The sequence below is a fragment of the Nostoc sp. DedQUE02 genome, from assembly GCF_034531035.1.
Taxonomy (GTDB): domain Bacteria; phylum Cyanobacteriota; class Cyanobacteriia; order Cyanobacteriales; family Nostocaceae; genus Nostoc.
Map to the genome: position 1 here is coordinate 1 of NZ_JAVRBY020000004.1, position 26,677 is coordinate 26,677.

The window sequence follows — 26,677 nt, forward strand, 5'->3', positions numbered from 1 at the left end:
TATTAGCCACCGTTTCCAGTGGTTGTCCCAGACCTGAAGCCAGATTCTCACGCGTTACTCACCCGTCCGCCACTAAATCCGAAGATTCCGTTCGACTTGCATGTGTTAAGCATACCGCCAGCGTTCATCCTGAGCCAGGATCAAACTCTCCGTTTTGTTGTGTTTCGAGTTTGTGGCTCCGAAAAAAATATTTCCCGGAATCCTACCTGTAAATTTTGACTATACTTTTTGGGGTTTCCCAAAAACAAAATCTTTTGACGAGGATTGGTTTTTTCTTAAGCTTTCAAAGTATTATATTTTTCAGGTTCAGCGGTGGTTGGCTTCTCTCGCCTTCCCACTTAACTAGAGTAACTAGTCATTTCCTAGTTTGTCAAGGGGTAAGTTTATTTTTTTTCTCAAAAGGCAGATCGCTTGACTGCCATTACTTTCAGGTGAATAGCTGTAAGCAACAGGAGGGGGCAAAAATAAAGTGGCCAAACCTTAACTGTGTGAATGGTGCACGTTGCTCGTCCTTGAATGGGTTCTGATACAGATGCAAGTTGAGTTGTAGCTGTCGGTTCGTTTAGTTTGCGATGACATAGATTACCGACTGCCAAATAGTGGTGGAAGAGTTATGGTGGAACTAGGAAGATATCTGCCAGCAAATAGAACGGAAATTAGGACAGCATCTAAATTTGTGTATATCATTACCCACACAAGTGGCACGAACAGACACTCTTTTGTTTTTCAGGGAATCACACTAGGAAGAATCAAAACAGGAGAGTTTGTTACGACGGTATTGACATTCCAAAGATAAATGCCTTGACTTGCCGCAATACTGCCAATTGCTAGAAACTCTTGAGGATATGTAAGTTGGCGCAATAAAACCAAACTGTGTGAATAAAAGTAAATAAGGCTCAAACTCTTTCTTCCCCAGCTAAAAACCCTCTGCCCCCTGCCTTATCCCAACAATAATTATTTACACCGACCTACTTAGCTGAATATATATAGTAAGTCCAACTCTGCGGGGAATGGAGATGATGACCTATTTAACTTGTTTTTTTCTTAAATAGGTTCTTTTAAAGCAGCTTTCAGCAACTCAGGTTTGGAGATTTCCATAGACTTAAATACTATCTATTTTTTAATCTTTTAAAAGTTATATAATCATAGATGCATTATTGAGGACATCAGTTCAATTATTGAAAGTAAATTGTGAGAACTAAACTTATCACCCATAGTTTCAGGAGAGTTTAAATGCCTATCTCACAAACGTTTTTGTTACTACTCAACTTCGAAGTGCTTGAACATGAGCATCAAAAAAATATAAATAAAGTATAAATATCTCCATAGTTATATATAGATTAAGATTTAAATAATCTTAGGAGAAATAAAAATAGCTGAGATTTGCATCGGCAGTGGTACTTGCTGGATAAAGTGATGCAGATTCTTTCTAAACCTAAAAATAAGAATTTTTTAGCTGGCCCTAGCAAGCATCGTGAGTAGGTGACTGCCTAGAAACCTTGCGCTTAAATATGAAGGAAGCAACAATGAGTAGCAATCTAGCCGTAAAACTGCGCTCCGGAACTCAACAAGCCCACACATCGGCGGAAAATGTGGCATTCATGAGATGTTTTTTGCAAGGAGTTGTGGATAGAGACTGCTTCGCCAAGTTCTTAAGCAACTTGTATTATGTCTACAGCGAACTAGAAGTGGCATTAGAGGATCATAGAGAGCATCCTCTGATTAGTGCAGTTTACTTTCTGGAACTTAATCGCCGATGCTCGCTTGAAAAAGATATGGTGTTCTATTATGGGGATAATTGGAGAGAGCAAGTTACAGCCTCACCTGTTGCTCAGAACTACGTCGACCGTATTCGGGAAATTTCTGCTAGTGAACCAGCCTTATTGCTAGGTCATAGCTACACTCGCTACATGGGCGATCTTTCAGGGGGTCAAATGCTACAAAAAGTTGCTCAGTCAGCCCTGAAGCTTTCAGGCTATGAAGGCACATCCTTTTACAACTTTGAGCAAATTCCTGACAAAAAGGCATTTAAGGATAAGTATCGTCAGGCATTAAATGCATTACCCGTTGATGATATAACAGCAGAACGGATTGTTGCAGAAGCTAATAATGCTTTTGGGTTCAATTTACAAATGGCTCAGGAGTTAGAAGGAAGTTTAATTAAAGCGTTGGGTCAAGTCCTGTTTAATAGCCTCACTCGTTCTCAGAATTCAGGTAGCACTGAAGTAGCTGCGGCTAATTAATTTTGTCATTGGGTATTGGGCAAAACAGTTCTGAGTTTTGAGTGCTGAGTAAACAAGTGATGTTCCCTATTTAGGGCTGGGTACTCAGCACTCCTGAAAGGTATTGGGTATGGTTTTTTCTTTGTCTCCCTTTACTCTCCACTCCCCACTCATTCATTGGAAAGCAACTCAATGGTTTTTCTATTACCTGGTGTCAAGTTTGATATCGATCTGATCCAAAAGTACGACACTCGCGCACCTAGATACACTAGTTACCCGCCTGCTACAGAGTTAAGCGAAACATTCACCGAAATTGATTTTAAGGCCGCGATCGCAGCATCGAATCAACGCAAAACACCTCTTTCTTTGTATTTCCATATCCCCTTTTGCCAAAGTGCTTGCTACTTTTGCGGCTGTAACACAGTAATTTCTAACAATAAGAATATTGCTAAACCTTACGTGGAGTCTTTGGTTCAAGATATCAAAAACACCGCAGCTTTAATCGATTCAGATAGAAAAGTGCTGCAAATGCATTGGGGAGGTGGTACTCCTAATTACTTGGAGCGTCACCAAGTAGAATTTTTATGGAAAAACATGAATCGCTATTTCAACATCGATCCAAAAGCAGAAATCTCAATTGAGATTAATCCTCGTTATATCGATAAAAACTACATTTTATTTCTGAGACAGATTGGGTTTAACCGCATTAGTTTTGGTATTCAGGATTTTAATCGTCAAGTTCAAGTAGCTGTAAATCGTGTCCAGCCGGAAGAAATGCTTTTTGATGTCATGAGTTGGATCAAAGAAGCTAAGTTTGAAAGTGTGAATGTAGACCTAATTTATGGTTTACCTTATCAAACACGTGAGACATTTCAAGAGACGCTGAAAAAGACGATTGAATTAGATCCTGATCGAATTGTAGTTTTTAACTTTGCTTATGTGCCTTGGCTAAAACCGACGCAAAAAAATATTCTTCAAGAGGCGCTACCTCCAGCAGAGGAAAAGTTAGAGATTCTGAAAATGACCATTGAAGAATTGACGAATAACCAATATCTATTTATTGGGATGGATCATTTTGCTAAAACTAATGATGAACTAGCGATCGCTCAACGCAATGGTACTCTCAAGCGTAATTTTCAGGGCTATACTACTCACGCCGAGACAGAATTATTTGGTTTTGGTGCCACATCTATAAGTATGTTAGAAAATGCTTATGCCCAAAACCACAAGGAATTAAAGGATTATTACCAGACACTGGCTGCCGGGGCTTTACCTGTTAGTAAAGGTATCAAACTGACTCCAAATGACATCATCAGACGGGATGTGATCATGGGTATTATGTCTCACTTTCAACTTTCTAAGCAAGACATTGAAAACAAACATCATATTAGTTTTGATGAATATTTTTCTGAGGAACTAGAGGCATTAAAACCCCTAGAAGTCGATGGTCTAGTTAGTTTATCAAAAAATCAGATCCAGATTACAGATATCGGGAGATTACTAGTCAGAAATATTGCCGTTATATTTGATACTTACACAAGAACGCGAGAGACAAAATTCTCTCGCGCCATTTGATATAGCCCTTCTCGATTGAGTGAGATACTAAGAAGTGCTTGTTAACTACATATTTGACAATTCTGGTGGAGTAGTTTCCAGGTTGCGGCGATATTGTTTAATCGATGTAATCCGAACCAAGTGGTTTTAACACCAGGCTCACCATCGCTTTTTCGACCTAAAAAGTCACCTAGAGTTGCAATCATTCGCACAGCTTCTTGCAAAGAAGGTGATTTTTTGGGTGGGATAGGATTAAGAGCATTGGGCACAAGAGGCAGAGGAGCAAAGGGGCAGAGAGGAAAACTTACTGCAACTTCTCCCCTGCTCCCCTATTCCCTACTCTCCATTCCCTGTATGCAAGGTTTTCACCCATTTCAGCCGCTTTTGTCTTACCGACATCCGGGCAGTAGTACTGCTCATGACAACTAACCAGTGCAACATATATACACTGCCACGCAGGGTTTGCACCAGCATCAGAAAATATGTAGAAAGTGGGAATTTTTGATCTTGACGTACCCGCTTTAGACCTGTAAACATCCCGATCATCGACATAGTAACGGACAAGCCTGTGATGGGACTTAACATTGGTGGACGATGACGAGCGATCGCCATTAATAAATCTGGGACTGCTGCTGTGGGCAAGATATACATAATTAGCATGAAAATCAGCAAATCCCAGCTTTTGCGCCATCCCATACGGTTTTTGAGAATTAAATCCCAATAATCCAGATAGCGTTGATAACCGCCTTCTGCCCAACGGTTGCGTTGATGCCAAAGTGCGATCGCACTTGTGACTCCTTCTTCTTGCACTGCTGGATGGAAAACACACTCAATATCCCATTTGTCCAAATGTAAGCGGATTGTCAAATCCAAATCATCGGTAATGGTTTCCTCATTCCAGCCACCGCAGCTTTCCAAGGCGGAACGCCGGACAAATTGACCATTGCCTCGCAGTTCGCCAATGCCACCAAGGGCAGTCCTCTGTTGCTGAAACCAAGTATCAAGTGCCATTTCGGCCATTTGACCCTTAGTCCAAAAATTTTCTTTAGCGTTGGCGATCGCTTTTCGCACCTGCACCGCCCCCACCTTTTCTCTTTGAAATAAAGGTATTACCTGTTGCAGCAAGTCTGGTGTCACTTGGGCATCAGCGTCAAATACTGCTATAATGTCGCCTTTTGTCAACGGCAATACCTGATTCAACGCCCCCGATTTGCCACCGGTAGCTTCTGCTGAACGTCTTAGTACTTTTAGTTGGTCGTGTTTCTGTTCTAGTTCTGCTAATAAATGCGGCGTGCTATCACTGCTGTGATCGTCAATTATCCAAATTTCGTACTGCCCACCTGGATATTCCAGATTACAAAGATTTTTGACTAATTTAGCAATTACTGCTTCCTCATTTTTCGCAGCCACTAGCACGGATACACAAGGCAAATCTCCCTGTATTTCTTTTGGATAGCGACGAGATTTAGTAAACACTACCACCAAAGCATGAAATCCTAGAATGGTGGTCAGTCCTAGAATAAAAATGGAAGCCCAAGAAACTAAATGTAGAGCGATCGTGCCACTCCAGACGATAGTCAAGACTAGAGCCGCTTTGCGTCTACGACCTTGAAACCGAGATGGTAGAGACACAGGATCTGTCTCTAACACCGACTCCTCATCTACTGATAGGTCAGATAACAAGGAGTTGAGCGGATCAAGCTCTTGATAAGAATCTTCCTCGGGCCAGGAATTCGCTGGCATAGGTTAGGTTACTTGATTCAAAAACCAGTATTTGTCTACAGTTAGTAATTTTACGGACAAATATCCCTAAGCTACTTTTCCCGATATTAATCGGAATGGGCAAACTGCAATACCCGCTATCCCTAAGCCAAAAGCCGCTGGGGCTACCTTTGTTGTCACCGCCACTCTGCGTAATTACCTCACATTAACCACATTTGCTACTCTGAAACAGAGGCTTGATTCCTTTGATAGCCACTTGGGCAGGAAGCTTGTAGAGTCCGACTTTCTTCAAAGAGAACTCCGGTTTGGGCAAAGTAATAGCAAGGTAGCAGCAGCTTGTTGTTGGGAGAAACTGCAATAACGGTATCCATCACTTTACAGTGGGGATTTTTAGTGTTATCGTTCCCAGCTTCGATAACAGTTAATGCAGCATCATTGTAACCGAAATTTTAATATTTCTTAGTAGTAACTTCATTTATTGGGTATTGGGCACAAGAAGCAGAACTATCAAGGGCATAGGGGCATAGGGGAAAGGCTGACTACAACATCTCCTCTGCTCTCCACCCCCGTATGTGCTTTAGACACATCTTCTGGGAATACTACTAACAACCACTAATATCCCCAGTTGCCAACTAAATTGAGGAACATTTAACAATGTCTATTGAGCAACTTCAGCCTGCCACTCAACAACAAGCCAGCGTTTACTTACCTTACGTTCAGGGCGCTAGGCGCAATTTCTTACCTTATGCCATTAGTCTTTATCAAAAAGGGGTCTTGGAGGGACATCGGAAGATAGAAGCCAGTGAGCATGTCCCCTTTGTCGCCTCCTGGAATGTTGCTACTTTACCCTCAGACTTAACCCGTTGCCGAATTCAGTTTGATGGCAATGCTGAACTGAGTTATGAACTGATGATGGCTAGTTTCGAGTTTATTAATTTTTTGATTGAACTTATGGACAACTATAAACGTTATCGTATAACCGATTTTTCACAACCGTTTTACCGCAAGCTATTGCGTATAGACGATTGAGTGAACTCAGCCGGACTTTTGCAAGTTCGGCTTGTCTTTAAAACTGTGTAAATAGTAAACATAAAAAAATCAAATTGCTTTTATCCGCCAAAGCAATTTGATTTTTGCATTATTAGAGTACGGTGTAAATCTAGCTACCATCTCAATTAAGCAACTTGTTAAAGGTAGGCAAACTTCCGCCACAAGGTACTTTTAACAGCCATTCCAGGAAATGTTATCAGGAATACAAAGACTTAATCCATTCCCATTCCTGCGTCAAACCCTCTCTTAGGGAAACTTGCGGCTGATATCCCAGAATTTTCTGAGCTTTAGATACATCAGCAGCCGTGTGGCGGGCATCTCCCATTGCATTTTCAATATGGTTTCTTTTAATTGGTTTGCCGACAATTTCTTCAATCGTATCCAAGACTTCTGCCAAAACTACCCTGCTACCGCCACCGATATTAAAAATTTCTCCCACTGCTTCGGGTGCGGTGGCGGCGGCTAAATTGGCGGCGATGATATCACTAACAAACGTAAACTCCCGCGTTTGCTGACCATCACCATAAATAGGAATTGCCTCATCTTGCAAAATGGATTTAAAGAACTTATTAAATGCCATATCCGGGCGTTGTTTAGGGCCATAAACTGTGAAATAGCGCAATGTTACAGAGGGTACGCCAAAGTTTTTGTGATACAGCTCACATAAAAATTCTGCTGCTAGCTTGGTAATGCCGTAAGGAGAAACTGGTTGAGGACAAATTCTCTCGTGGGTAGGTAATGTTTCTGCATCACCATATACACTCGATGAAGAGGCAAACACTAGCCTTTTCAGGTGTTTAGCATCCTTAGCGGCTTCCAGCAAAACTTGTGTAGCATTAATATTTCGTTCTGTATAACCTCGAAAAGCTTTACCCCAACTTGCTCTAACCCCTGCTTGGGCCGCTTGATGGTAAACTACATCAACATCTTTTAGGAGTTTCTGCCAATCTAAAAACTGAATATCTCCTTCAATTAATGAAAAGCCTGGTGACTGATGTAAGTGTGCAACATTCTTAAACTTTAACATCGGATCGTAGTAATCATTGAATTCATCAATCCCGATTACTTCTTCTCCTTGTTGCAGCAATGTTTCTGCAAGATGAGAGCCAATAAAGCCAGCGGCTCCAGTAACAATAATTTTAGCCATGTTGCCTATTTTTTGATATTTTCATTAATCTCCATATTCACAGGTTAATACTTGTAATCAATAATCGTCATTACCTGAAGATGATTTTTTTACTCAATTATTTCAATGTTTCCAAAAATCATCATAAATACTTAAATATTATACCTAGATGGTAATAACCTCAGTATATTTATTGAATTATTGCTATTACTAACATTTATAATTGTACTAATTTTATAAGCTGGAATTTAAGGATAAATATAGCTATAGGAATCCGGTTTGACTACTAAACTCACTTGGCTTAGTAGGCAAGAGGATTTCAGAAGATTAAGGTATACCAAATTTTTTTCAAAATCAAATATGAGTCCTATATATTTCTTCTTGCAGCCTGCCATTCAGCCTTTTTAGCCATGAGGGGGCTTGCATAAGTGTAAGAATTGATGAAAAAATTGATCCGCGAGAGCTGGATACGGCATTCTCGTTTCGCAAGGAACGCACGAGGAAATCAGTGAAAGTTTTAGTTGTAGGTAATGGAGGGCGCGAACACGCTCTGGCATGGAAACTGCTGCAATCTAAGCAAATTGAGCAAGTTATCTGTGTACCAGGGAATGGGGGTACAGCAAGTATGGAAAATTGCCAGAACTTGCCCCTAGCAGTAGATGATTTTGAAGGTATGAGTCAATATGCTCTACAACATGGCATAACTCTGGTAATAGTTGGGCCAGAAGTCCCCCTTTCTAAGGGAATCACAGATTACCTCCAAGAAAAAGGATTGATGGTATTTGGCCCAGTCAGAGCCGGAGCGCAAATTGAGGCGAGTAAAGCTTGGGCAAAAGCTCTGATGCAAGAAGCAGGAATTCCGACGGCACGGGCTGCGGTATTTACGGAAGCAACAGCAGCTAAATCTTACCTCAAATCTCAGGGAGCGCCAATTGTTATCAAAGCTGATGGCTTGGCGGCTGGTAAGGGGGTAACGGTGGCTGAAACCGTTGCACAGGCAGAAAGTGCCGTTGATGCGATTTTTCAAGGGCAATTTGGCAGTGCTGGTGAATTTGTCGTCATTGAAGAATGTTTGATTGGGCAAGAAGTGTCAGTTTTAGCATTGACGGATGGGTTAACAATTCGCCCTCTGCTGCCAGCTCAAGACCATAAGCGAATTGGTGACGGCGATACAGGGGAAAATACTGGTGGGATGGGAGCATACAGCCCAGCACCCATCGCTACACCAGAGTTGATGGCACGTATTCAAACAGAAGTATTGGAAAGAGCGATCACCACCTTAAGAGCTAAAGGCATTGATTACCGAGGCGTGCTGTATGCTGGGTTAATGATTGCACCCGATGGCGATTTGAAGGTTTTGGAATTTAACTGTCGCTTTGGCGATCCCGAAACCCAGGTGATTTTACCACTGTTAGAAACACCCCTAGAAGAATTGATTCTAGCTTGCGTACAGCAGCGCTTAAATGAATTGCCGCCCATTGCTTGGAAAAGAGGAGCATCTGCTACTGTCGTTGCCGCTTCCGGTGGTTATCCAGGAGAATATCAAAAGGGCCAAGTGATTACTGGCATTGAGCAGGCAGAAGCAGCAGGAGCAACTGTATTTCATGCAGGTACGAAATTAAACCAGCAACAAGAAATAGTCACAGATGGAGGTCGAGTATTAAATGTGACCGGAATTGGAGAAACTTTTGAGCAAGCGATCGCCCAAGCCTACGCTAGTATCAAACATATTCAGTTTCAGGGAATGTATTACCGGAAAGATATCGGTCATAGAGTTAGGAGTTAGGAATTAGGAGTTTGGAGTTTGGAGTTTGGAGTTATGCCCAATGCCCAATGCCCCATTCCCAATGCCCAATGCCCCATTCCCCATTTCCCTAACATATTTGTCAAATTAACTGTTAATTTTTAAGTTGTTGGGCTTTATAACAAAGACTACTAACAACTTTATTTAAGATGCTAAGTTTGTTCAAATCAATTCGAGATGCGATCGCAAGTTGGTGGTCGGAGTTCACTCTCCAGACTAAACTGCTGGCTGTGGCCACAATGGTAGTTTCGTTAGTGATGAGCGGTTTGACCTTCTGGGCTGTAAATACAATTCAGCAGGATGCGCGGATGAATGACACCCGCTTTGGTCGTGATTTGGGGCTGCTGCTTGCTGCCAACGTTGCCCCCTTGGTCGCTGACAATAATCTCACGGAAGTTGCCCGATTTTCCCAACGTTTCTATAGCAGCACCTCTAGCGTGCGTTATATGCTTTATGCCGATGAAAACGGGGAAATCTTTTTTGGCATTCCTTTTTGGGAAGCCGAGGTAGAAAATTCCCTTACCATTAAACGGCGGATACAACTGCCAGAAGATTATCCTGGTGATGGGGAAAAGCCGATGGTGCGGCAACACACAACCCCAGATGGGACAGTCACCGATGTATTTATTCCCCTGATTGTCAATAAAAAATACTTAGGTGTATTAGCGATCGGGTTCAACCCCAATCAGACCGCTGTTATCTCCACCAATTTTACCCGCGATGTCACCATTGCCGTTTTTATCACAATTTGGGTAATGGTGATTTTGGCAGGAGTGATTAACGCCTTGACCATCACCAAGCCGATTAAAGAACTACTGGTGGGGGTAAAACAAATTGCTACCGGGAATTTTAAGCAGCGGATTAATTTACCTTTAGGCGGCGAACTAGGAGAATTAATTTTCAGCTTTAATGAGATGGCAGAGCGATTAGAGCGCTATGAAGAACAGAACATTGAAGAACTAACCGCAGAAAAAGCCAAGCTAGAAACTTTAGTTTCCACGATCGCAGATGGTGCTGTGTTGATCGATAACAACATGCAGGTGATTTTAGTCAACCCCACAGCAGAGCGAATTTTTGGCTGGGAAGCCGCTCATGTAGTCGGTTGCAATGTCTTGCATCACTTGCCAGCATCAGTACAAATCGAAATCACCCGTCCCTTGTACGAAATGGCAGCAGGCGAATGCGAAAGCGCCGAATTCCGAATTTTTATTAACCAACCCACCCCAAGGACAATCCGTATTCTCTTGACTACAGTACTCAATCTGCAAAGAGAAAGCATCAAAGGTATTGCGATTACTATTCAAGATATAACCCGTGAAGTCGAACTAAACGAGGCAAAAAGTCAATTTATCAGCAACGTTTCTCACGAACTGCGAACGCCTCTATTTAACATTAAAACTTATATTGAAACCCTGCACGACTACGGCGAAGACTTAGATTTACAAGAACGGCAAGAGTTTCTGCAAACAGTCAACCATGAAACCGATCGCCTCACCCGCCTAGTTAACGATGTTTTGGATTTATCAAAACTCGAATCTGGTCGCAACTACAGCTTTGATGGCGTAGATTTAGCCCAAGCGATCGAGCAAACCCTGCGTACTTACCAACTCAATGCCAAAGATAAAGGTGTTGAACTTGTTCAGGAAGTTGCCCCTAATTTGCCGCTAGTATTAGGTAATTACGATTTATTAGTACAAGTGTTTGGCAACCTGATTGGTAATGCGCTTAAATTCACCAAAGCCGGTGGTAAAGTAGCAATCCGCGCCTACCAACTAGATTTCAACCCCAGCCACAGCGAATCTGCACCAGTGCGGATTGAAATTTCCGATACTGGAATTGGCATCGCCACAGAAGATCAACACTCAATTTTTGAACGCTTTTTCCGCGTAGAAAACCGAGTTCACACCCTAGAAGGTACGGGTTTAGGTTTATCAATTGTTAGAAATATCATCGACAGACATCGTAGTAAAGTCTATCTAGTGAGTGAAGTCGGCATTGGCACCACTTTTTGGTTTGACTTAGCCATATTTGAAGAAAAAGCACCATTGATACAAGTTGAACCTATTGCGGAAACATCCAAAATTACCACAGTTTGAAAATTGCAGAAGCATCCAAAATCATCACAACCTGAAGATTAAGGATTGAGTATGGTTTGTTATTTTTGACCATTCCCGATAGTGGCAATTTTGGATGAAGCTTTTGAAGAAATTGCCACACTTTATTCAATTTATACATAAAAGTTGATTAGCGATCGCTCTCTAGGCAATACTACTCGCTTTGTGCGTTTTGAACTCAGAATTTGGTTTGCGGAAAAGGTTACTGGGGTTGGGTTAAAGGTTTTTTATTTCCCTTTTCCCCTTCCCCTTTTCCCATTAACCGACAAGTATTAGTTGTTGATATAACTGTCATTGACAATCTTCGTGCAAGCAGCATTGAATTTTGCCTAGTTGTGGCTCAATTAATTATGTATACAAGTTACGGAATGTTTATTCTGCCAAATTCTTGGGAAATATTAAAATTATCAACTTCTTCTCAAAATTTTAATTTGACCCTATGACGACGCTGGCAGCAATCCCCGATTCAAATCCATTGCCGTATATCCCTGGTTATGCCATTGTTAAGCAGCTATATGCAGGTTCTCAGACAATAGTTTATCGAGCAGTGCAGGAGTTAAGTCAGCGTCCGGTGGTGATTAAACTATTACGGCAAGACTACCCCAACTTTAACGAATTATTACAGTTTCGTAACGAGTATGCAATTACCAAAAATCTCAATATTCCTGGCATAATCCATCCATTAAGCCTAGAAGCATACGCTAACAGTTATGCTTTGGTGATGGAAGATTTTGGTGGCATTTCCCTACGGGATTATACCCAAAATTATTCCTTATCTTTAGGGGAATTTTTAGAAATAGCCCGACAAATTGCTGATATTCTCCATGATGTCTGCCAGCATCGAGTCATCCACAAAGATATCAAACCCGCTAACATTTTGATTCATCCAGAATCGCAACAAGTTAAGCTGATTGACTTTAGCATTGCCTCCCTCCTCCCCCGCGAAACCCAAAAAATCCAAAATCCGAATGTGTTGGAAGGAACCCTTGCCTATCTTTCCCCAGAGCAAACCGGACGAATGAATCGCGGCATTGATTACCGCAGTGATTTCTATGCTTTAGGGGTGACATTGTACGAACTTTTGACTGGACAATTACCCTTTCAATCCAACGATCCGATGGAGTTAGTACACTGTCATTTAGCCAAGCTGCCACTCGCTCCACACAGTATTAATCCAGAAATTCCCGCGATCGCCTCAGAGATAGTATTGAAGTTGATGGCGAAAAATGCTGAAGATCGGTATCAAAGCGCCTTGGGTTTGAAATATGACTTAGAATGCTGTCTCAATCAATGGAAAGCAACTGGTAGAATAGAAACCTTTGTCTTGGGAAAACGGGATGTGTGCGATCGCTTCATTATCCCCGAAAAACTCTATGGGCGAGAAACAGAAGTTGCAAACTTGCTCAAAGCTTTTGAGCGCGTCGCTAATGGCAGTTCAGAAATGATGCTAGTAGCAGGATTTTCCGGGATTGGTAAAACTGTGGCGATCAATGAAGTCCATAAACCGATTGTCAGACAACGCGGTTACTTCATCAAAGGCAAGTACGATCAGTTGCAGCGTAATATTCCGTTTAGTGGCTTTATGCAAGCCTTTCGCGATTTGATGGGGCAATTGCTGAGTGAGAGTAATGTCCAATTGGCGGCGTGGAAAGCAAAAATTTTGGCGGCTGTGGGCGAAAACGGACAAGCGATTGTTGATGTGATCCCGGAACTAGAGCGAATTATCGGTCAACAGCCGCCAGTCCCAGAACTATCTGGTAATGCGGCCCAAAATCGTTTTAATTTGCTATTTCAGAAATTTATCGAGGTTTTCACCACCCCTGAGCATCCGCTAGTGATGTTTCTGGATGACTTGCAATGGGCAGACTCGGCTTCTTTGAATTTACTGCAATTATTGATCGGTGAAGCCAATTCTGGATATTTACTTATTCTGGGCGCTTATCGAGATAATGAAGTTTTTCCGACTCATCCCTTGATACTAACGCTGGAACAGATTCAGCAAGCCCAAGCTACCGTCAATACCATTGCCCTGCAACCCTTGTCCGAAATAACGGTGAATCAATTGGTGGCAGACACCTTAAGTTGTCCCAATGAACTGGCTCAACCCCTGACGCAATTGGTATATCAGAAAACCAAAGGTAATCCCTTTTTTACAACACAGTTTCTCAAAGCACTGTACGAAGAGGGTTGCATTCAGTTCCAGCCAGAACTGGGTTACTGGCAATGCGATCTGGCTTCGGTGCGGCAATTGGCATTGACCGATGGAGTGGTAGAGTTCATAGCATTGCAGTTACAGAAACTTCCGGTGGATACACAGGAGCTTTTGAAACTGGCGGCTTGTATTGGCAACCAATTTGATTTGAAGACCTTGGCAATGGTCTGTGATAAATCACTTATTAATATAGCGACCAACCTATGGACGGCGTTACAAGAAGGTCTGATTCTCCCCATTAGCGAAACCTACAAGTTCTTCCAATCAAATAACTCAGACCATATCGATCGCGGTAGTGAGATTGTCGTTCCTTATAAATTCTTGCACGATCGCGTCCAACAAACTGCCTATGGTCTGATTCCAGAAGATCGAAAACAGTCTATCCACTTCCAAATCGGACAACAACTGTGGGCAAATACGCCGGAAGCAGAGCGAGAAGGGAAAATTTTTGAAATTGTCAATCAATTGAACTACGGTCTGAAATTGACATCTCAAAAAAGTTCTCCTGGATTGTTGAATGCACAAAATGGTGACGAAATCTCTAGGCTGCAAGAATTGGATCTAGCTCAACTGAACCTGCTTGCAGGACAAAAAGCCAAGGCAGCAACCGCCTATGAAATGGCAAATAAATACTTCACAGCAGGACTAGCAGCGCTCCCAGAAAACGGTTGGTCAGATCGCTACGACCTGACCCTTGCCCTTTATACAGAAGCGGCTGAAATTGAGTACCTGACTGCCCATTTCGAGCAGGCAGAAAGGCTTTCAGAAATTGTTCTTCAGCACGCCCAGGATTTGCTGCAAAAGGTGAAGATGTATGAAATCAAAATCTATTTCTACATTGCTCAGAATCAAATGCTGGCAGCAATCGACATCTGTCTGCAAGTGCTGGAGTTTTTGGGTGAACCGCTGTTTAAAGAACCTCCACAGGAGTTAGCGATCGAAGATTTAATTAACCTTCCAGAGATGCTCGATCCGCACAAGTTAGCAGCCATGCGAATTGCGATCGCAATGGTCACTCCCAGCCTGAATGCTAAACCAGAGTTGTTACCACTGATTGCTTACACACTAGTGAACTTATCGATTCAATTTGGCAATTCGGCATTTTCGGCATTTGGCTACACCTTTTATGGTCTGGTTCTATGTGGTACCCCTACCGGAATTGAAAAAGGCTATCGGTTTGGACAACTAGGATTAAAATTGCTGGAGCGCTTCAACGAGAGGAAATTGTATGCAAAAGTGGTTAACATTTTTGATGTGTTTGTGCGGCACTGGCAAGAACCCGCTCGGAAAACGATCGCTCCTTTACGTGAAGCTATTCAGGTTGGATTAGAAATGGGTGATGTAGAGTATGCCTGCTACAACGCCGCCTCCTACTGCAACTATCTTTTCTTCATCGGTGAAGCACTGGAGCAGGTAAATCAGCAACAGCAAAAATACATCGATCTGTTGTTGAAATTCAAACAAGAATATCAAATTTATTTCAGCCAGATTTGTCGTCAGCTGGTGTTGAATTTGATGGGAGCAGCAGAAGATCCCCTAATACTAGTTGGAGATAGTTTCGACGAGCAAAAAATGCTGCCGATTTTAATTGAAACTCAAAACGGAACTCTCCTGTTTCAGCTCCATCTGGCAAAGACCATTCTTCTGTTCATCTTTGAGGACTATCAGCAGGCACTTATCCATGCTCAAGAAGCCGAAAAATACCTGGGAAACATGGTTGGCTTCTTGCAGTTTGCCGAACATAATTTCTATTACTCCCTCGCTCTGTTGGCTACCTGTTCAAATGGCAATGAGGCAGAGCAACAATCGGCATTAGAAAAAGTTGCAGAAAACCAGAAATTGATGAGTCAATGGGCTTGTCACGCTCCCAACAATCATCAGCACAAATATGATTTAGTTGAAGCAGAGCGGGCAAAAATTTTGGGTCATTTAGACGCAATCACCTACTATAAAAAAGCCATTCAGAGGGCAAAAGAAAACGACTATATCCAAGAAGAAGCACTCAGCAATGAGCTGGCCGCCAAATTCTATCTGGCTTGCGGCAAAGAGAAGCTGGCCGCAGACTATATGCAACAAGCCTACTACTGCTACGCCCATTGGGGTGCAAAGACGAAAGTTGCCCATTTAGAAGAACAATATCCGCAACTACTAACAGCCATTCTCCAATCGCCTAATATTGGCATCACATCTACGACAACCATCCCCTTAACTTTGATGAGAAGTGTAACTAAAAGTTCTAGCAACCAAAATTTATACTTAGATTTACAAGCGGTAATGAAAGCCGCACAAGCCATCTCTCAAGAAATTGAATTAGAGAAACTGTTGGCAACTTTGATGCAGATCGCGATCGCCAATGCTGGCGCCCAAATCGGTCATTTGGTTCTTCGCCAAGAGGAACAATGGTTAGTTGTAGCTCAAGCCGAGCGAGAACTGGTAAAAACCTTAGAAATTCCCCTAGAGCAATACTCAGAAATTCCCCAAAGTTTGATTTATGCAGTAGCAAGAACTCAAGAGACGGCTGTGTTTGAAGACTTGAGTACAGCAGTGCAATTTGCCAGCGATCGCTACATTCTCACTCACCAGCCCAAATCAGTTTTATGTACTCCCATTAGTCGCCAAGGAAAACTCATCGGTATTTTGTACCTAGAGAACAACTTAACTTTAGGCGCTTTTACTAGCGATCGCATCGAGATTCTCCAACTCCTAACTAGTCAAGCCGCTATCTCTGTGGAAAATGCCCGTCTGTATCAACAAACTGAAAACTATTCTTACACCCTAGAAGCAGAGGTAGAACACAAAACCCAAGCTCTCAACCAAAAAGCCCAAGATTTAGAGCAGACCTTGAAAAAATTGCAGCAAACTCAAGGACAATTAATTCATAGCGAAAAAATGTCATCTCTGGGTCAATTGGTAGCTGGTATTGCTCACGAAATTAACAATCCAGTTAATTTTATTAAGGGTAATCTCACCCATACAGAAAATTACATTCAAGATATGATGCGTTTGCTGACACTTTATCAGCAAGAATATCCCCAACCTAATCCAGCTATTCAAGCGATGAAGGAAGAAATTGAGCTTGATTTTCTGTTTAAAGATGCTAATCAAACCTTAGAATCTATGAAGATTGGTAGCGATCGCATCAGCAAAATTGTCCAGAGTTTACGCAACTTTGCTCGCTTAGATGAAGCCGAAATCAAAGCTGTAGATTTACACAGTGGTATTGAAAGCACGCTGTTAATTTTGCAACATCGTTTACAAGCTTCTGAAAATCAACCCGAAGTGCGCGTTATTAAGGAGTATGGCAATCTACCTCTGGTGACTTGCTATCCTAGCCAGTTGAATCAAGTCTTCCTAAATCTGATTAACAATGCCATTGATGCGATTCGAGATAATCCCCAAAGCAGCCAACACCCAGAAATTCGGATTCGTACTGGAGTGATAGATCGTGAATGGTTACGAATTGCGATCGCCAATACAGATAGTAGCATTCCTGTAAATCTGCAAGAGCGGATTTTTGAACCGTTTTTCACTACAAAACCCATTGGTCGCGGTCAAGGTTTGGGCTTATTTGTCTGCTATTCCATTATCCAACAACATCGCGGTACTTTAACTGTGCGTTCTCAGCCCACTGAGGGAACTGAATTTGAGATTGTTCTCCCTATCTATTAGACATCTTGCAAAAGTTACTTTTACTTTCCGGTTGGGGAAAGGTTACTGGGTTTGAAAAAATTCCATACCTTTACAATACTGCACGCTTTGTGGATTTTTAACTCGGAATTGAATTTGGGGAAAAGGTTAAAGGGTAAAGGGTAAAGGTTAAAGGTTTTTTCTTTCCCCTTTACCCCTTACCCTTTTCCCTACAAATGCCAAGAAGTCTCTGGAGGCGGAGCCTTCCAGAATGGGTTAAGAGCCTCCAGGCTCTTAACCAGTCAGAGCCAAGGCTATATCTTACAGCTATTTTCAGGTAAATAGACCACGCGGTAGGGGCACAGCATTGCTGATATGTGTCAACTTCAGCGTAGAAACTTTTCATTGTGACTAGCCAATTTAAGTATTTTAGAATAGGTTAATAGTATCAAAGCTTACTAATTTATTGTGAAAAATTCTACTGAAAGTTTTCAACAAGACCTCAGTTTACCCAAGATAGAAGTAGATCAGCTGCTTCTGGAATGGTATGAAAATCCAGCAGCTTACGTAAGTAATATATGTATCAATCAGTTGTTTGAATATCAAGTAGAAAAAACACCTGAGCAAATTGCGGTGATTTTTGAAGACAAACAAATTTCTTATCAAGAACTTAACCAGCGAGCTAATCAACTAGCACACTATCTACAAACCCTGAATGTCAAACCAGAGGTTTTAGTTGGCATTTGCCTGGAGCGATCGCTAGAAATGATTGTTGGACTATTAGCCATCCTCAAAGCAGGCGGAGCTTATGTCCCCTTAGATCCAGCCTATCCCTCAGAGCGCCTAGCTTTAATGCTAGAGGACTCACAGTTACCAATACTACTGACACAACAACATCTACTTTCAAAACTTCCAGAGCATCAGGCCCATATAGTTTGTCTAGATAGCGATAAAGAGGCAATTACTCAACAAAGTCAGGAGAATCTAACCTGTCTAGCGACAGATAAAAACCTGTCTTATGTCATTTACACCTCTGGTTCGACTGGTAAACCGAAAGGGGTAGCTATCGAACATCACAGCACAGTCGCTCTGTTGCATTGGGCTAGAGAAGTTTTTACAACCGAGGATCTAGCTGGAGTGCTGGCCGCAACATCTATTTGCTTCGATCTCTCAGTTTTTGAAATATTTGTTCCCCTCAGTTGTGGTGGTAAGGTGATTTTGGCAGAAAATGCCTTGTATTTACCTACCTTACTTGCCGCTCAAGAAGTCACTCTAATCAATACAGTGCCATCTGCGATCGCAGAGTTACTGAGAATTCAAGGTATACCCACTTCTGTTCGTACCGTTAACTTAGCCGGCGAACCTCTGCAAAATCGTTTGGTACAGCAAATCTATCAGTTGGACAATATTCAAAAAGTCTTTAATCTATACGGCCCGACGGAAGATACGACCTATTCGACATTTGCTCTGGTAAACAAAGGTGACAGCATCGTGACAATTGGTCGTCCGATAACCAACACATACTGTCTTCTGTTGGACGAGCAAATGCAGATAGTACCCACAGGTGTTCCTGGAGAACTATACATTGGCGGCGAGGGACTAGCTAGAGGCTATCTCAACCGTCCAGAACTGACAGACCAGCGATTCATTCCCAACCCATTCATTAACGAGGCTGGTGGAGAACTAGTCAAAAGCCAACGCCTCTACAAAACAGGCGACTTAACTCGCTACTTACCAGACGGCAACATTGAGTATATTGGGCGCATTGACCAACAAGTAAAGATTCGCGGCTTCCGGATTGAGCTAGGAGAAATTGAAACTGCACTGTGGCAACATCCTGATGTGCAAGAAGTTGTAGTGATTGCTAAAGAATTTTCCCCTGGCGACCAACGCCTAGTAGCTTACGTAGTTCTCAAGCCCGAATCATCAGACATGAATGTTGGTAATTTACGCCGTTTTCTCAAACAGAAATTGCCTGACTACATGATCCCTTCTCGCTTTGTGCAATTGAGTGCTTTACCCTTAACAGCTAACGGAAAAGTCGATCGCAAGGCACTCTCAGCACCCGTTCAAACTTTGAATACGAATGAGAAGTTTATTGCTCCTCGGACTCCTATTGAGGAACGAGTAGCAGAAATTTGGTCTACTGTATTGGGTCTAAAAAACATTGGCGTTCATGACAATTTCTTAGCGTTGGGAGGACATTCCTTACTAGCCTTTCAAATCCTCTGTCGTATCCGGGATATCTTTCAAGTTGAGTTGCCAATGCGGCATTTCTTTGAAGCGCCCACCATCTCTGAAATAGCTGACAGCATCATACAAGCACAACAGGAAGACATAGGATGTTCTGTACCAATACAATCCATTAGGCGCGATGGGGATTTACCGCTTTCCTTTGGGCAAGAACGGTTGTGGTTTATTGACCAGTTAGTACCCAATCATGCTTTTTACAATGTTCCCGAAGCCTTTCGCCTCAGAGGTGTACTCAACGCCACAATATTAGAGCAGAGCTTGAATGAAATTATCAAACGTCATGAAGTCCTACGAACTACATATTCCAGTTTGAACGGACAACCCATACAGGTCATCCACTCAACTTTTCCCATCAAACTCTTAGTGGTGAATCTCCAAGGGCTGTCTCCAGACGAGCAAGAATCTCAAGTCCATCAGATCGTACTTGAAGAAGCCCAACGTCCTTTCAATTTAGTTCAAGGCCCATTGCTACAAACAACATTGCTGCAATTGAGTTCAGAGGAACATATATTCCTTCTTAACCTACACCACATTCTTTGTGATGATTGGTCTTTAAGTGTTTTGTTCAAGGAACTATCAACTCTCTATCAAGCTTTTTCCACTGGCAACCCTTCTCCTCTTCCTGACTTAGCTATTCAGTATGCAGACTTTGCAGCTTGGCAACGTCAGTGGCTACAAGGTGAAATTTTAGATAATAAGCAAGCTTATTGGCAGCAACATTTGAGTGGCAGTCTACCCATATTAAAATTGCCCACCGATTATCCACGACCATTAGAGCCAACATATCAGGGTGCGCGTCAATCAATCGTTATCCCCAAATCCCTAACAGATGCCCTTAATGTTCTCTCGCACCAAGAGAGTACTACCTTGTTTATGACCTTGTTGGCAGCGTTCCAGACACTCCTATTTCGCTACACAGGGCAAGAAGACATTTTAGTAGGCGCTCCGATAAGCGATCGCCACCGTTCTGAATTAGAAGGACTAATTGGGTTTTTGCTCAATACTTTGGTATTGCGAACCAACTTGTCTGACTCTCCAAGTTTCCGGCAGTTGTTAGGTCGAGTCCGGGAAGTAGCTTTATCGGGTTATACTCACCAAGACCTACCGTTTGAGAAGCTAGTTGATGCTCTCCAGATCGAGCGAGGCTTGAACCAGAATCCACTAATTTCAGTGATGTTTCATCTTCAGAATACCCCAAGACCTAAGCTGACTGTTCCCGGATTGACAATGAACCGTCTGGAAATTGATAACGGGACATCCAAGTTCGATCTATACCTCGAACTACGCGAGACAGCAGCAGGGATATCTGGCAACTTGGAATATAATACTGACCTATTTAAAGCTGAGACGATCGCTCTGATGGTGGAAAATTTTTCTACTTTATTACAGAGTATTGTTTCTAACCCAGATCAGACAATTTCCAACTTACCCCTGTTAACATTCCCTGGCGATCGGCAAACTAAGCAGATATCCAACGGCAATATAGATATTCGCAGTCTACCAGAGCCGGAAATGGATAGAAGCGATTTAGAAGCAGCATTTGTCGCGCCTCGTACCTTGATTGAGTCACAAATGGCTGAAATTTGGAGCCGGGTTTTGGCGATCGCAGAAGTTGGGATTCACGATAATTTCTTTGAGCTTGGCGGTAATTCCCTGCTAGCATCTCAGTTGATTTTTTATGTAAAAGAAACCTTTCAAGTAGATTTACCCCTAAAAAGCTTGTTTGAGAAATCCACTATAGAAGCGCTGGCTCAGGTAATAGAGACAGTGCGTCGAGATGGCGCTTCTGCTTTAACCAGTGCGATCGATCTAAAATCTGAGGTAGTACTCGATCCTGCGATCGATGCTCAAGGAAGGTCTGTTGCTCAGGTCGATGAATTGCGTCATGTTTTTCTCACAGGTGCTACAGGCTTTTTGGGGGCTTTTTTACTTGATGAACTATTACATCAAACTCAAGCAAAAATATACTGCCTGGTACGCTCCCAAAATGAGCATGAAGGGTTGAAAAAGATTCAACAAAACCTAGAAAAATATTCCCTTCATCACCCAAAATTTAGCTCTCATGTGATTGCGATTCCGGGAGACTTAGAACAGCCATATTTGGGTCTTCCTATTGAACAGTTTGAAAAACTGGGTTTGCAAATTGATACCATTTATCACAGTGCGGCCCAAGTCAATTTTGCTAAACCATACTCTGTAATCAAGGCATCCAATGTTCTCGGAACTCAAGAAGTTCTCAGATTAGCTTGTATGGGCAAAATTAAACCAATGCATTACATTTCTACCATTGCTGTTTTTGGTGCAATCAGCCATTTTACAGGACAAAAAGTAGTTTACGAAGATGATAACATCGAGTCTTGTAAAGACTATGTTGCTCTGGATCTTGGCTATGCTCAAACCAAATGGGTAGCTGAAAATCTTGTATGGGTTGCCAAGTCTAGGGGAATACCTGTTAGCGTCTTCAGAACCGGATTTCTTATGGGACATAGCGGTACAGGTATTGCTCATACACAAGATTCTTTTGTGCCTAGAGTTATTAAAGGATGCATACAGCTTGGTAGTTTTCCGGAACTCATAGAGCAAAAAGAAGAATTGATTCCTGTGGATTACGCCTCCAGAGCAATTGTTCATTTATCCAAAAAGCAAGAATCTCTAGGAAAAGCTTTCCATATAGTACCCCCGCCAGACTACAATCTAGGTATCACTGAGCTTTTTGAGTTTATTTGTTCTTATGGTTATCAACTCAAGAAGTTACCATATAGTCAGTGGAAAGATAAGCTAATTGCAAATTTCAGGGACTCTCAGGAAAATGTTTTACATCCGCTTTTACCGATGATGTCTGAAAAAGTCTATCAAAATGCTTTGACAATCATGGAGTTGTATCAAAATATAGTTGATTTTGACTATCAGAATACCCTCAATGGATTGGCAGATTCTGGAATTTTTTGTCCATCAATGGATGCTAAACTGCTGGATAAATACTTCTCATATTTCATTAGTAGTGGTTTCTTAAATTCACCACCTTTAAGACAGGAGTAAATGTTCGCGCTATAATTTTCAGCTTAACATTCCCTTCAACTATCTCCAGTAATTCTGGAGTGCATAGTATGATTTATCTACTATTGAATAAGACGATGTTTGGCTGGCAGATAGGAATTGTTGTACGCTCAAGTTCTTATTTGGTATTGCTGCTGAAAAACGCTACTTTATTATCCAAGAGCATCAGTCCTATGCCAAGGCATAGGACTGATGATTTCTGGTTAGTGGTTCAAAGCGATAGTGACACTGTATTTGGTGCCGATGATGGTCAACTGTTAAAGGCACATCGTATAAAAGGGGAGCATCTTACTTTTGCAAAAGTGAGATGCTCCCCTCTTTAGTTCTGTATTAGACTCAACACAGAAGCGTTATATTCTCCACTCTTTAGAAAACCCAAATCAAGACCTTAATATCACGAACAACAAACAGACCAATAATAAACCCAAAAGTAACAGCAAAGCCTGATTGCGTTTTACCCAACTTTTCACAGTTACAGCAAAACTGTTAGTGTAACGCTGCTGTTCCAACTCTAATTTTGTCTCTTCAATATTTTGGTAGAGGGTACAGTCTTTGGCGTAGGGACGTTTAGGAAAATTGCAAGTATCATCAGCGTGATAGGTGCAGGTGTCGCACAGATACCCATCCCCAGCAGCGCGGTGCAATGGAATACCGGGATGACCGTAAGCTTTGAGTGTAGTCCGGCAATAGGGACAACTAATAGCTTGACTATCAACAAGTTGATGGCAGTGGGGACAAGATACAGTAGCCAAAACCTTTAGTGCAAATAGGTAAACACTTTGATTCTAGCCATTTACAGGGATAATGGGGAAATACATACGTAGCCTGTTAATTTTGAATATGGCTAGCTCTCAGAAGTGGTTATTGTATCAGCAAAAGTACCAATTTTATCATGATTATTTATGTTTTTCTAAGTGATTTCTATCACTCAACATAATTAAGGCTATGCCATAATCTAGCAAATATCAGGTTTTGTCCCAAGTCCAATAATTATTTAGAGGTAGAAAAATATTGCTTTTTAATCCTGAGCTGTGCCGTAACGAAAGCGAAGTTGAAAGCAAACTCATAGTGCAATATTTGCTACCACAGCTAGGTTATACTCCTGACACCTGGCATCAAGAAGTTGCCATTGGTAGCATCCGCTTAGATTTCTTAGCATTTGCCGCACAAGTAATTCCCTTTGTCTTAGATGCCAACTCACCGCTGAGTGTTGTCATGGAAGCAAAGCATCCCAAACAAAACTTAAATCATCATGTTCTCCGACTCAGGCATTATTTAACCAGCTTGAATGTCAGGTATGGTTTGTTGACTAATGGCAAAGAGATTAGGATTTATCAAAAATTACAATACGATATTCAACTAGTATTTCAATGTTCTGGAAAGGAAGTTGAGACTAAATTAGAAATTATTAAAACCTTAATTGGTAGAGAAAGCCTAAAAGAAGGACAGCTGCTAGATAAAGCAGAAGTTAAAATAACTGAAAATAATTCCAATTTTGAAACAAAGAGAGAAAATTCAATGAAAATAATTGCGGTTTATCATAATAAAGGTGGCGTTGGTAAGACAACCACCGTAGTTAATTTAGCTGCTGCTATTAGGAAGAAGGGTAAAAGAGTTTTAGTTATTGATTTAGATAGCCAAGCTAATACTACATTTGCTACAGGTTTAGTTAAATTTGATGATGAAATCTCAGATAATATAAAAGATAATTATGTTTATCATATACTACGTTCAATTGAACTTGATACTATCTCAGAACTAGCTAAGAAATCTTCATTTACAAATCCAGAGATAGATGTAATTCCATCGCACATTAATTTGATGAAAACGGAAACCGAGCTAAATGGACTCAGATCAAGTCAAGCTAGTCTAGTATATAAATTGAAAGAAGTAGAAAATAAATATGATGTTGTAATTATTGATACTCCTCCTTCTTTAAACCTGTTTGCATTCATTGCGCTTGTCACGTCTGACTATTTAATTATTCCTTCAGATTTGAAACCATTTGCTAATCAAGGATTAACAAATGTAAAAGAATATATTAAGCAAGATATCAACCCATTCAGAAAAAATCTACTAAATAAGTCACCTATAAAAATCCTGGGTGTTCTTCCTTGTAAAATTGCAACTTTTCAAAAATTTGTACAACATACTTTACCCAAACAAATATTAGCAATTACTGAACGATATAACTTGCCAGTAATAGACACGGTGATTTATCAAAGAGAGGAACTTGCAAAGTGTCTTGAACAAGTTCAACAGATAGGAGATTTAGAAATTCCTGATCCCAGGTCTGTCTTTGAATACAAACCACACGGTGACTCTGCTAAGGAATTTGAGTTACTAGCTATAGAAGTGTTACAAAAAATAGGAATTTAGTAATGTTATTATCTGTTTCGTTTGTTCCTGTTAAACAAATTACATCTAGTCTTCCACGTTCAAATTTTCCAGAAAATGAACTTAATCGTGTTGCAGAGTTAATTTTAAAAGGTGAAGGAATTATCAATCCTCTTATACTTCGCATTACTAGTCTAGAATCCTATGAGGTGGTTGATGGACACTTTGAATACTATGCTGCCGCTAGAGCAAGGGAGATAGACCTACGCAAGGGTGAAATGATAGGAGCATTTATTATTGAGTCTAACAATCAAGAAAGTATTGAACAACAGATTAAATTACTAAGAATGCCAAATACTGCTACTTCTAGTAATGTATCTCCTGTTTCAGATGGTATAGAATCCCCCTTAATCAATACGGAATCACGATTTATCAACACAGAATCTCGCATGACAAATCTTGAATCACGCTTTGAAAACCGCACTATTGAATTACAGAGAGAGTTTAGGCTTGAAATTAAAAATATTAATGACAGACTGAAGGAAATTGAAAACCGAATTCCAAAACCAATGCAACCATTGGAGGCGCTTAATACTTTGGGTGTATCTGAGCTTACCTCTAAGTTGAAACGGGTTGGTATCAATATTAAAATAATTGAAAAAATAATCAGTGAGCGTGACAATGGAAAATTCAAATCCTTTAGCAATGTCGTAGATCGGATCAAAGGCTTAGGTGACAAAACAATGCTAAAGATTATCGACAGTTTTGCAGAAGGTACAATCTGACTTTATTCTATAAAGTTAAAATTGGTGGCTAATATGGATAGTCTGGAATCTAAAATTGTTGAAATATTAAAACGTGGCACTCCCCTAAGAGCGGTAAAAATTGCTGATATGCTGGGAGTTGAAAGACGGGAAGTCAACCATTACTTATATTCTTCATTGAAGAATATAGTTGTCCAAGATAGTGAGTATAAATGGTCATTGAAGACAAATGCAATAGGTAATAATCAGCGTATTCCAACTCAACCACAAACACCTCAAAACCAATCATCAAAACCTGCAACGCAAAATAACGTATACAATTTTACCAAAAAAGAAATTCGACAAGATACTCCGATTAAACCACCAATTCAGCCAAATCAATCCTCAGAACCAGTCAAGCATGAGAAACTGGATAAATTTCAGCAGCAACATTTTAAACCAAACCCTCAAACTGCATCCTCACAACCTGTAAAGCAAACTAATCCTTATGAAGTTGTCAAAAGAGAACTTGCTCAAGTATCTTCTGAGGAAAAGATAAAAATTATAGAAAATGCTTTTAGACAAGATAGATATGCAGAACTACAAGATGAACAAATAAATGCTCTGCAATCAATTTTAGAAGACGCTAGGCGGGAGGTAAATATAGCCAATAAGGCTTATACACATGGAAAACTGAGCTTTTGGAAGAATAATTCTTTAGCGATCGCACTTGTATCAATAGCCTTAACTTTTGGTACATTCTTTGTGATTAGTCAACTAAGATCCAACTCAACTTACCAACCTAGCCCAACTATCCCACAAAATAGGTAGATTTGCCAACCTCTGCACAATATGT

At 41.2% G+C, this 26,677-nt stretch carries 15 protein-coding genes, 1 rRNA gene and 1 pseudogene; 10 read left to right on the top strand and 7 right to left on the bottom strand.

Going from position 1 to position 26,677, the window contains the following annotated elements; translation table 11 throughout:
* Positions 1–156 (bottom strand): 16S ribosomal RNA (locus tag RMX98_RS05445); the annotation flags it as partial.
* A gap of 570 nt (positions 157–726) precedes the next feature.
* Complete coding sequence (locus tag RMX98_RS05450) at positions 727–900, bottom strand: hypothetical protein (protein WP_322678897.1); 174 nt, start codon at positions 898–900, stop codon at positions 727–729.
* A 626-nt stretch (positions 901–1,526) separates the two neighbouring features.
* Here RMX98_RS05450 and RMX98_RS05455 point away from each other — a divergent pair.
* Together RMX98_RS05455 and hemN are read left to right on the top strand one after the other, a co-directional pair.
* A complete protein-coding gene (locus tag RMX98_RS05455) occupies positions 1,527–2,243 on the top strand; it encodes a heme oxygenase (biliverdin-producing) (protein ID WP_322678896.1) in 717 nt (238 codons plus the stop codon).
* A gap of 171 nt (positions 2,244–2,414) precedes the next feature.
* A complete protein-coding gene (gene hemN / locus RMX98_RS05460; RefSeq protein WP_322678895.1) occupies positions 2,415–3,797 on the top strand; it encodes an oxygen-independent coproporphyrinogen III oxidase in 1,383 nt (460 codons plus the stop codon).
* A gap of 41 nt (positions 3,798–3,838) precedes the next feature.
* Here the strand turns inward: hemN and RMX98_RS05465 are convergent.
* From RMX98_RS05465 to RMX98_RS05475, 3 genes and pseudogenes are all read right to left on the bottom strand, one after another.
* Positions 3,839–4,021, bottom strand: a pseudogene (locus RMX98_RS05465) (IS4 family transposase); the annotation flags it as partial.
* Between the two features lie 91 nt (positions 4,022–4,112).
* Entirely contained in the window at positions 4,113–5,519 is a 1,407-nt protein-coding gene (locus RMX98_RS05470) for a glycosyltransferase family 2 protein (RefSeq protein ID WP_322678894.1), read from the bottom strand.
* 197 nt (positions 5,520–5,716) lie between these two features.
* Positions 5,717–5,869, bottom strand: coding sequence for a hypothetical protein (locus tag RMX98_RS05475; RefSeq protein ID WP_322678893.1), 153 nt, complete (start codon positions 5,867–5,869; stop codon positions 5,717–5,719).
* A gap of 283 nt (positions 5,870–6,152) precedes the next feature.
* Between RMX98_RS05475 and ebsA the strand changes: the two genes are divergently transcribed.
* On the top strand, positions 6,153–6,527 hold the full coding sequence (gene ebsA, locus RMX98_RS05480; protein ID WP_322678892.1) for a type IV pilus biogenesis protein EbsA: 375 nt from the start codon (positions 6,153–6,155) through the stop codon (positions 6,525–6,527).
* A 217-nt stretch (positions 6,528–6,744) separates the two neighbouring features.
* Here ebsA and RMX98_RS05485 read toward each other — a convergent pair whose 3' ends face one another.
* Positions 6,745–7,695: an NAD-dependent epimerase/dehydratase family protein gene (locus tag RMX98_RS05485; RefSeq protein WP_322678891.1), complete on the bottom strand. Its 951-nt coding sequence runs from the start codon at positions 7,693–7,695 to the stop codon at positions 6,745–6,747.
* Between the two features lie 487 nt (positions 7,696–8,182).
* On the opposite strand from RMX98_RS05485, the gene purD reads away from it, so the two are divergent.
* The 4 genes from purD (at position 8,183) to RMX98_RS05505 (ending at position 22,723) form a co-directional block, all read left to right on the top strand.
* Positions 8,183–9,460 carry a phosphoribosylamine--glycine ligase gene (gene purD, locus RMX98_RS05490; protein WP_322678890.1) on the top strand — a complete coding sequence of 426 codons (1,278 nt, stop codon included), beginning with the start codon at positions 8,183–8,185 and terminating at the stop codon, positions 9,458–9,460.
* A 167-nt stretch (positions 9,461–9,627) separates the two neighbouring features.
* The gene (nblS, locus tag RMX98_RS05495; RefSeq protein ID WP_322678889.1) at positions 9,628–11,574 is read left to right on the top strand and encodes a two-component system sensor histidine kinase NblS; all 1,947 of its coding nucleotides are present in this window, start codon (positions 9,628–9,630) and stop codon (positions 11,572–11,574) included.
* A gap of 457 nt (positions 11,575–12,031) precedes the next feature.
* A complete protein-coding gene (locus RMX98_RS05500) occupies positions 12,032–17,473 on the top strand; it encodes an AAA family ATPase (protein WP_322678888.1) in 5,442 nt (1,813 codons plus the stop codon).
* 426 nt (positions 17,474–17,899) lie between these two features.
* On the top strand, positions 17,900–22,723 hold the full coding sequence (locus RMX98_RS05505; protein ID WP_322678887.1) for a non-ribosomal peptide synthetase: 4,824 nt from the start codon (positions 17,900–17,902) through the stop codon (positions 22,721–22,723).
* Positions 22,724–23,121: 398 nt separating this feature from the next.
* On the opposite strand, the gene RMX98_RS05510 is transcribed toward RMX98_RS05505, so the two are convergent.
* Positions 23,122–23,493, bottom strand: a complete 372-nt coding sequence (locus RMX98_RS05510; protein ID WP_322678886.1) for a zinc ribbon domain-containing protein — start codon at positions 23,491–23,493, stop codon at positions 23,122–23,124.
* A 259-nt stretch (positions 23,494–23,752) separates the two neighbouring features.
* Between RMX98_RS05510 and RMX98_RS05515 the strand changes: the two genes are divergently transcribed.
* From RMX98_RS05515 to RMX98_RS05525, 3 genes are read left to right on the top strand one after another with little or no spacing between them, the layout of a single operon-like run.
* Positions 23,753–25,120, top strand: coding sequence for an AAA family ATPase (locus RMX98_RS05515; protein ID WP_322678885.1), 1,368 nt, complete (start codon positions 23,753–23,755; stop codon positions 25,118–25,120).
* A 2-nt stretch (positions 25,121–25,122) separates the two neighbouring features.
* Positions 25,123–25,863 carry a hypothetical protein gene (locus RMX98_RS05520; protein WP_322678884.1) on the top strand — a complete coding sequence of 247 codons (741 nt, stop codon included), beginning with the start codon at positions 25,123–25,125 and terminating at the stop codon, positions 25,861–25,863.
* 33 nt (positions 25,864–25,896) lie between these two features.
* The gene (locus tag RMX98_RS05525; protein WP_322678883.1) at positions 25,897–26,652 is read left to right on the top strand and encodes a hypothetical protein; all 756 of its coding nucleotides are present in this window, start codon (positions 25,897–25,899) and stop codon (positions 26,650–26,652) included.
* Positions 26,653–26,677 lie beyond the last annotated feature (25 nt).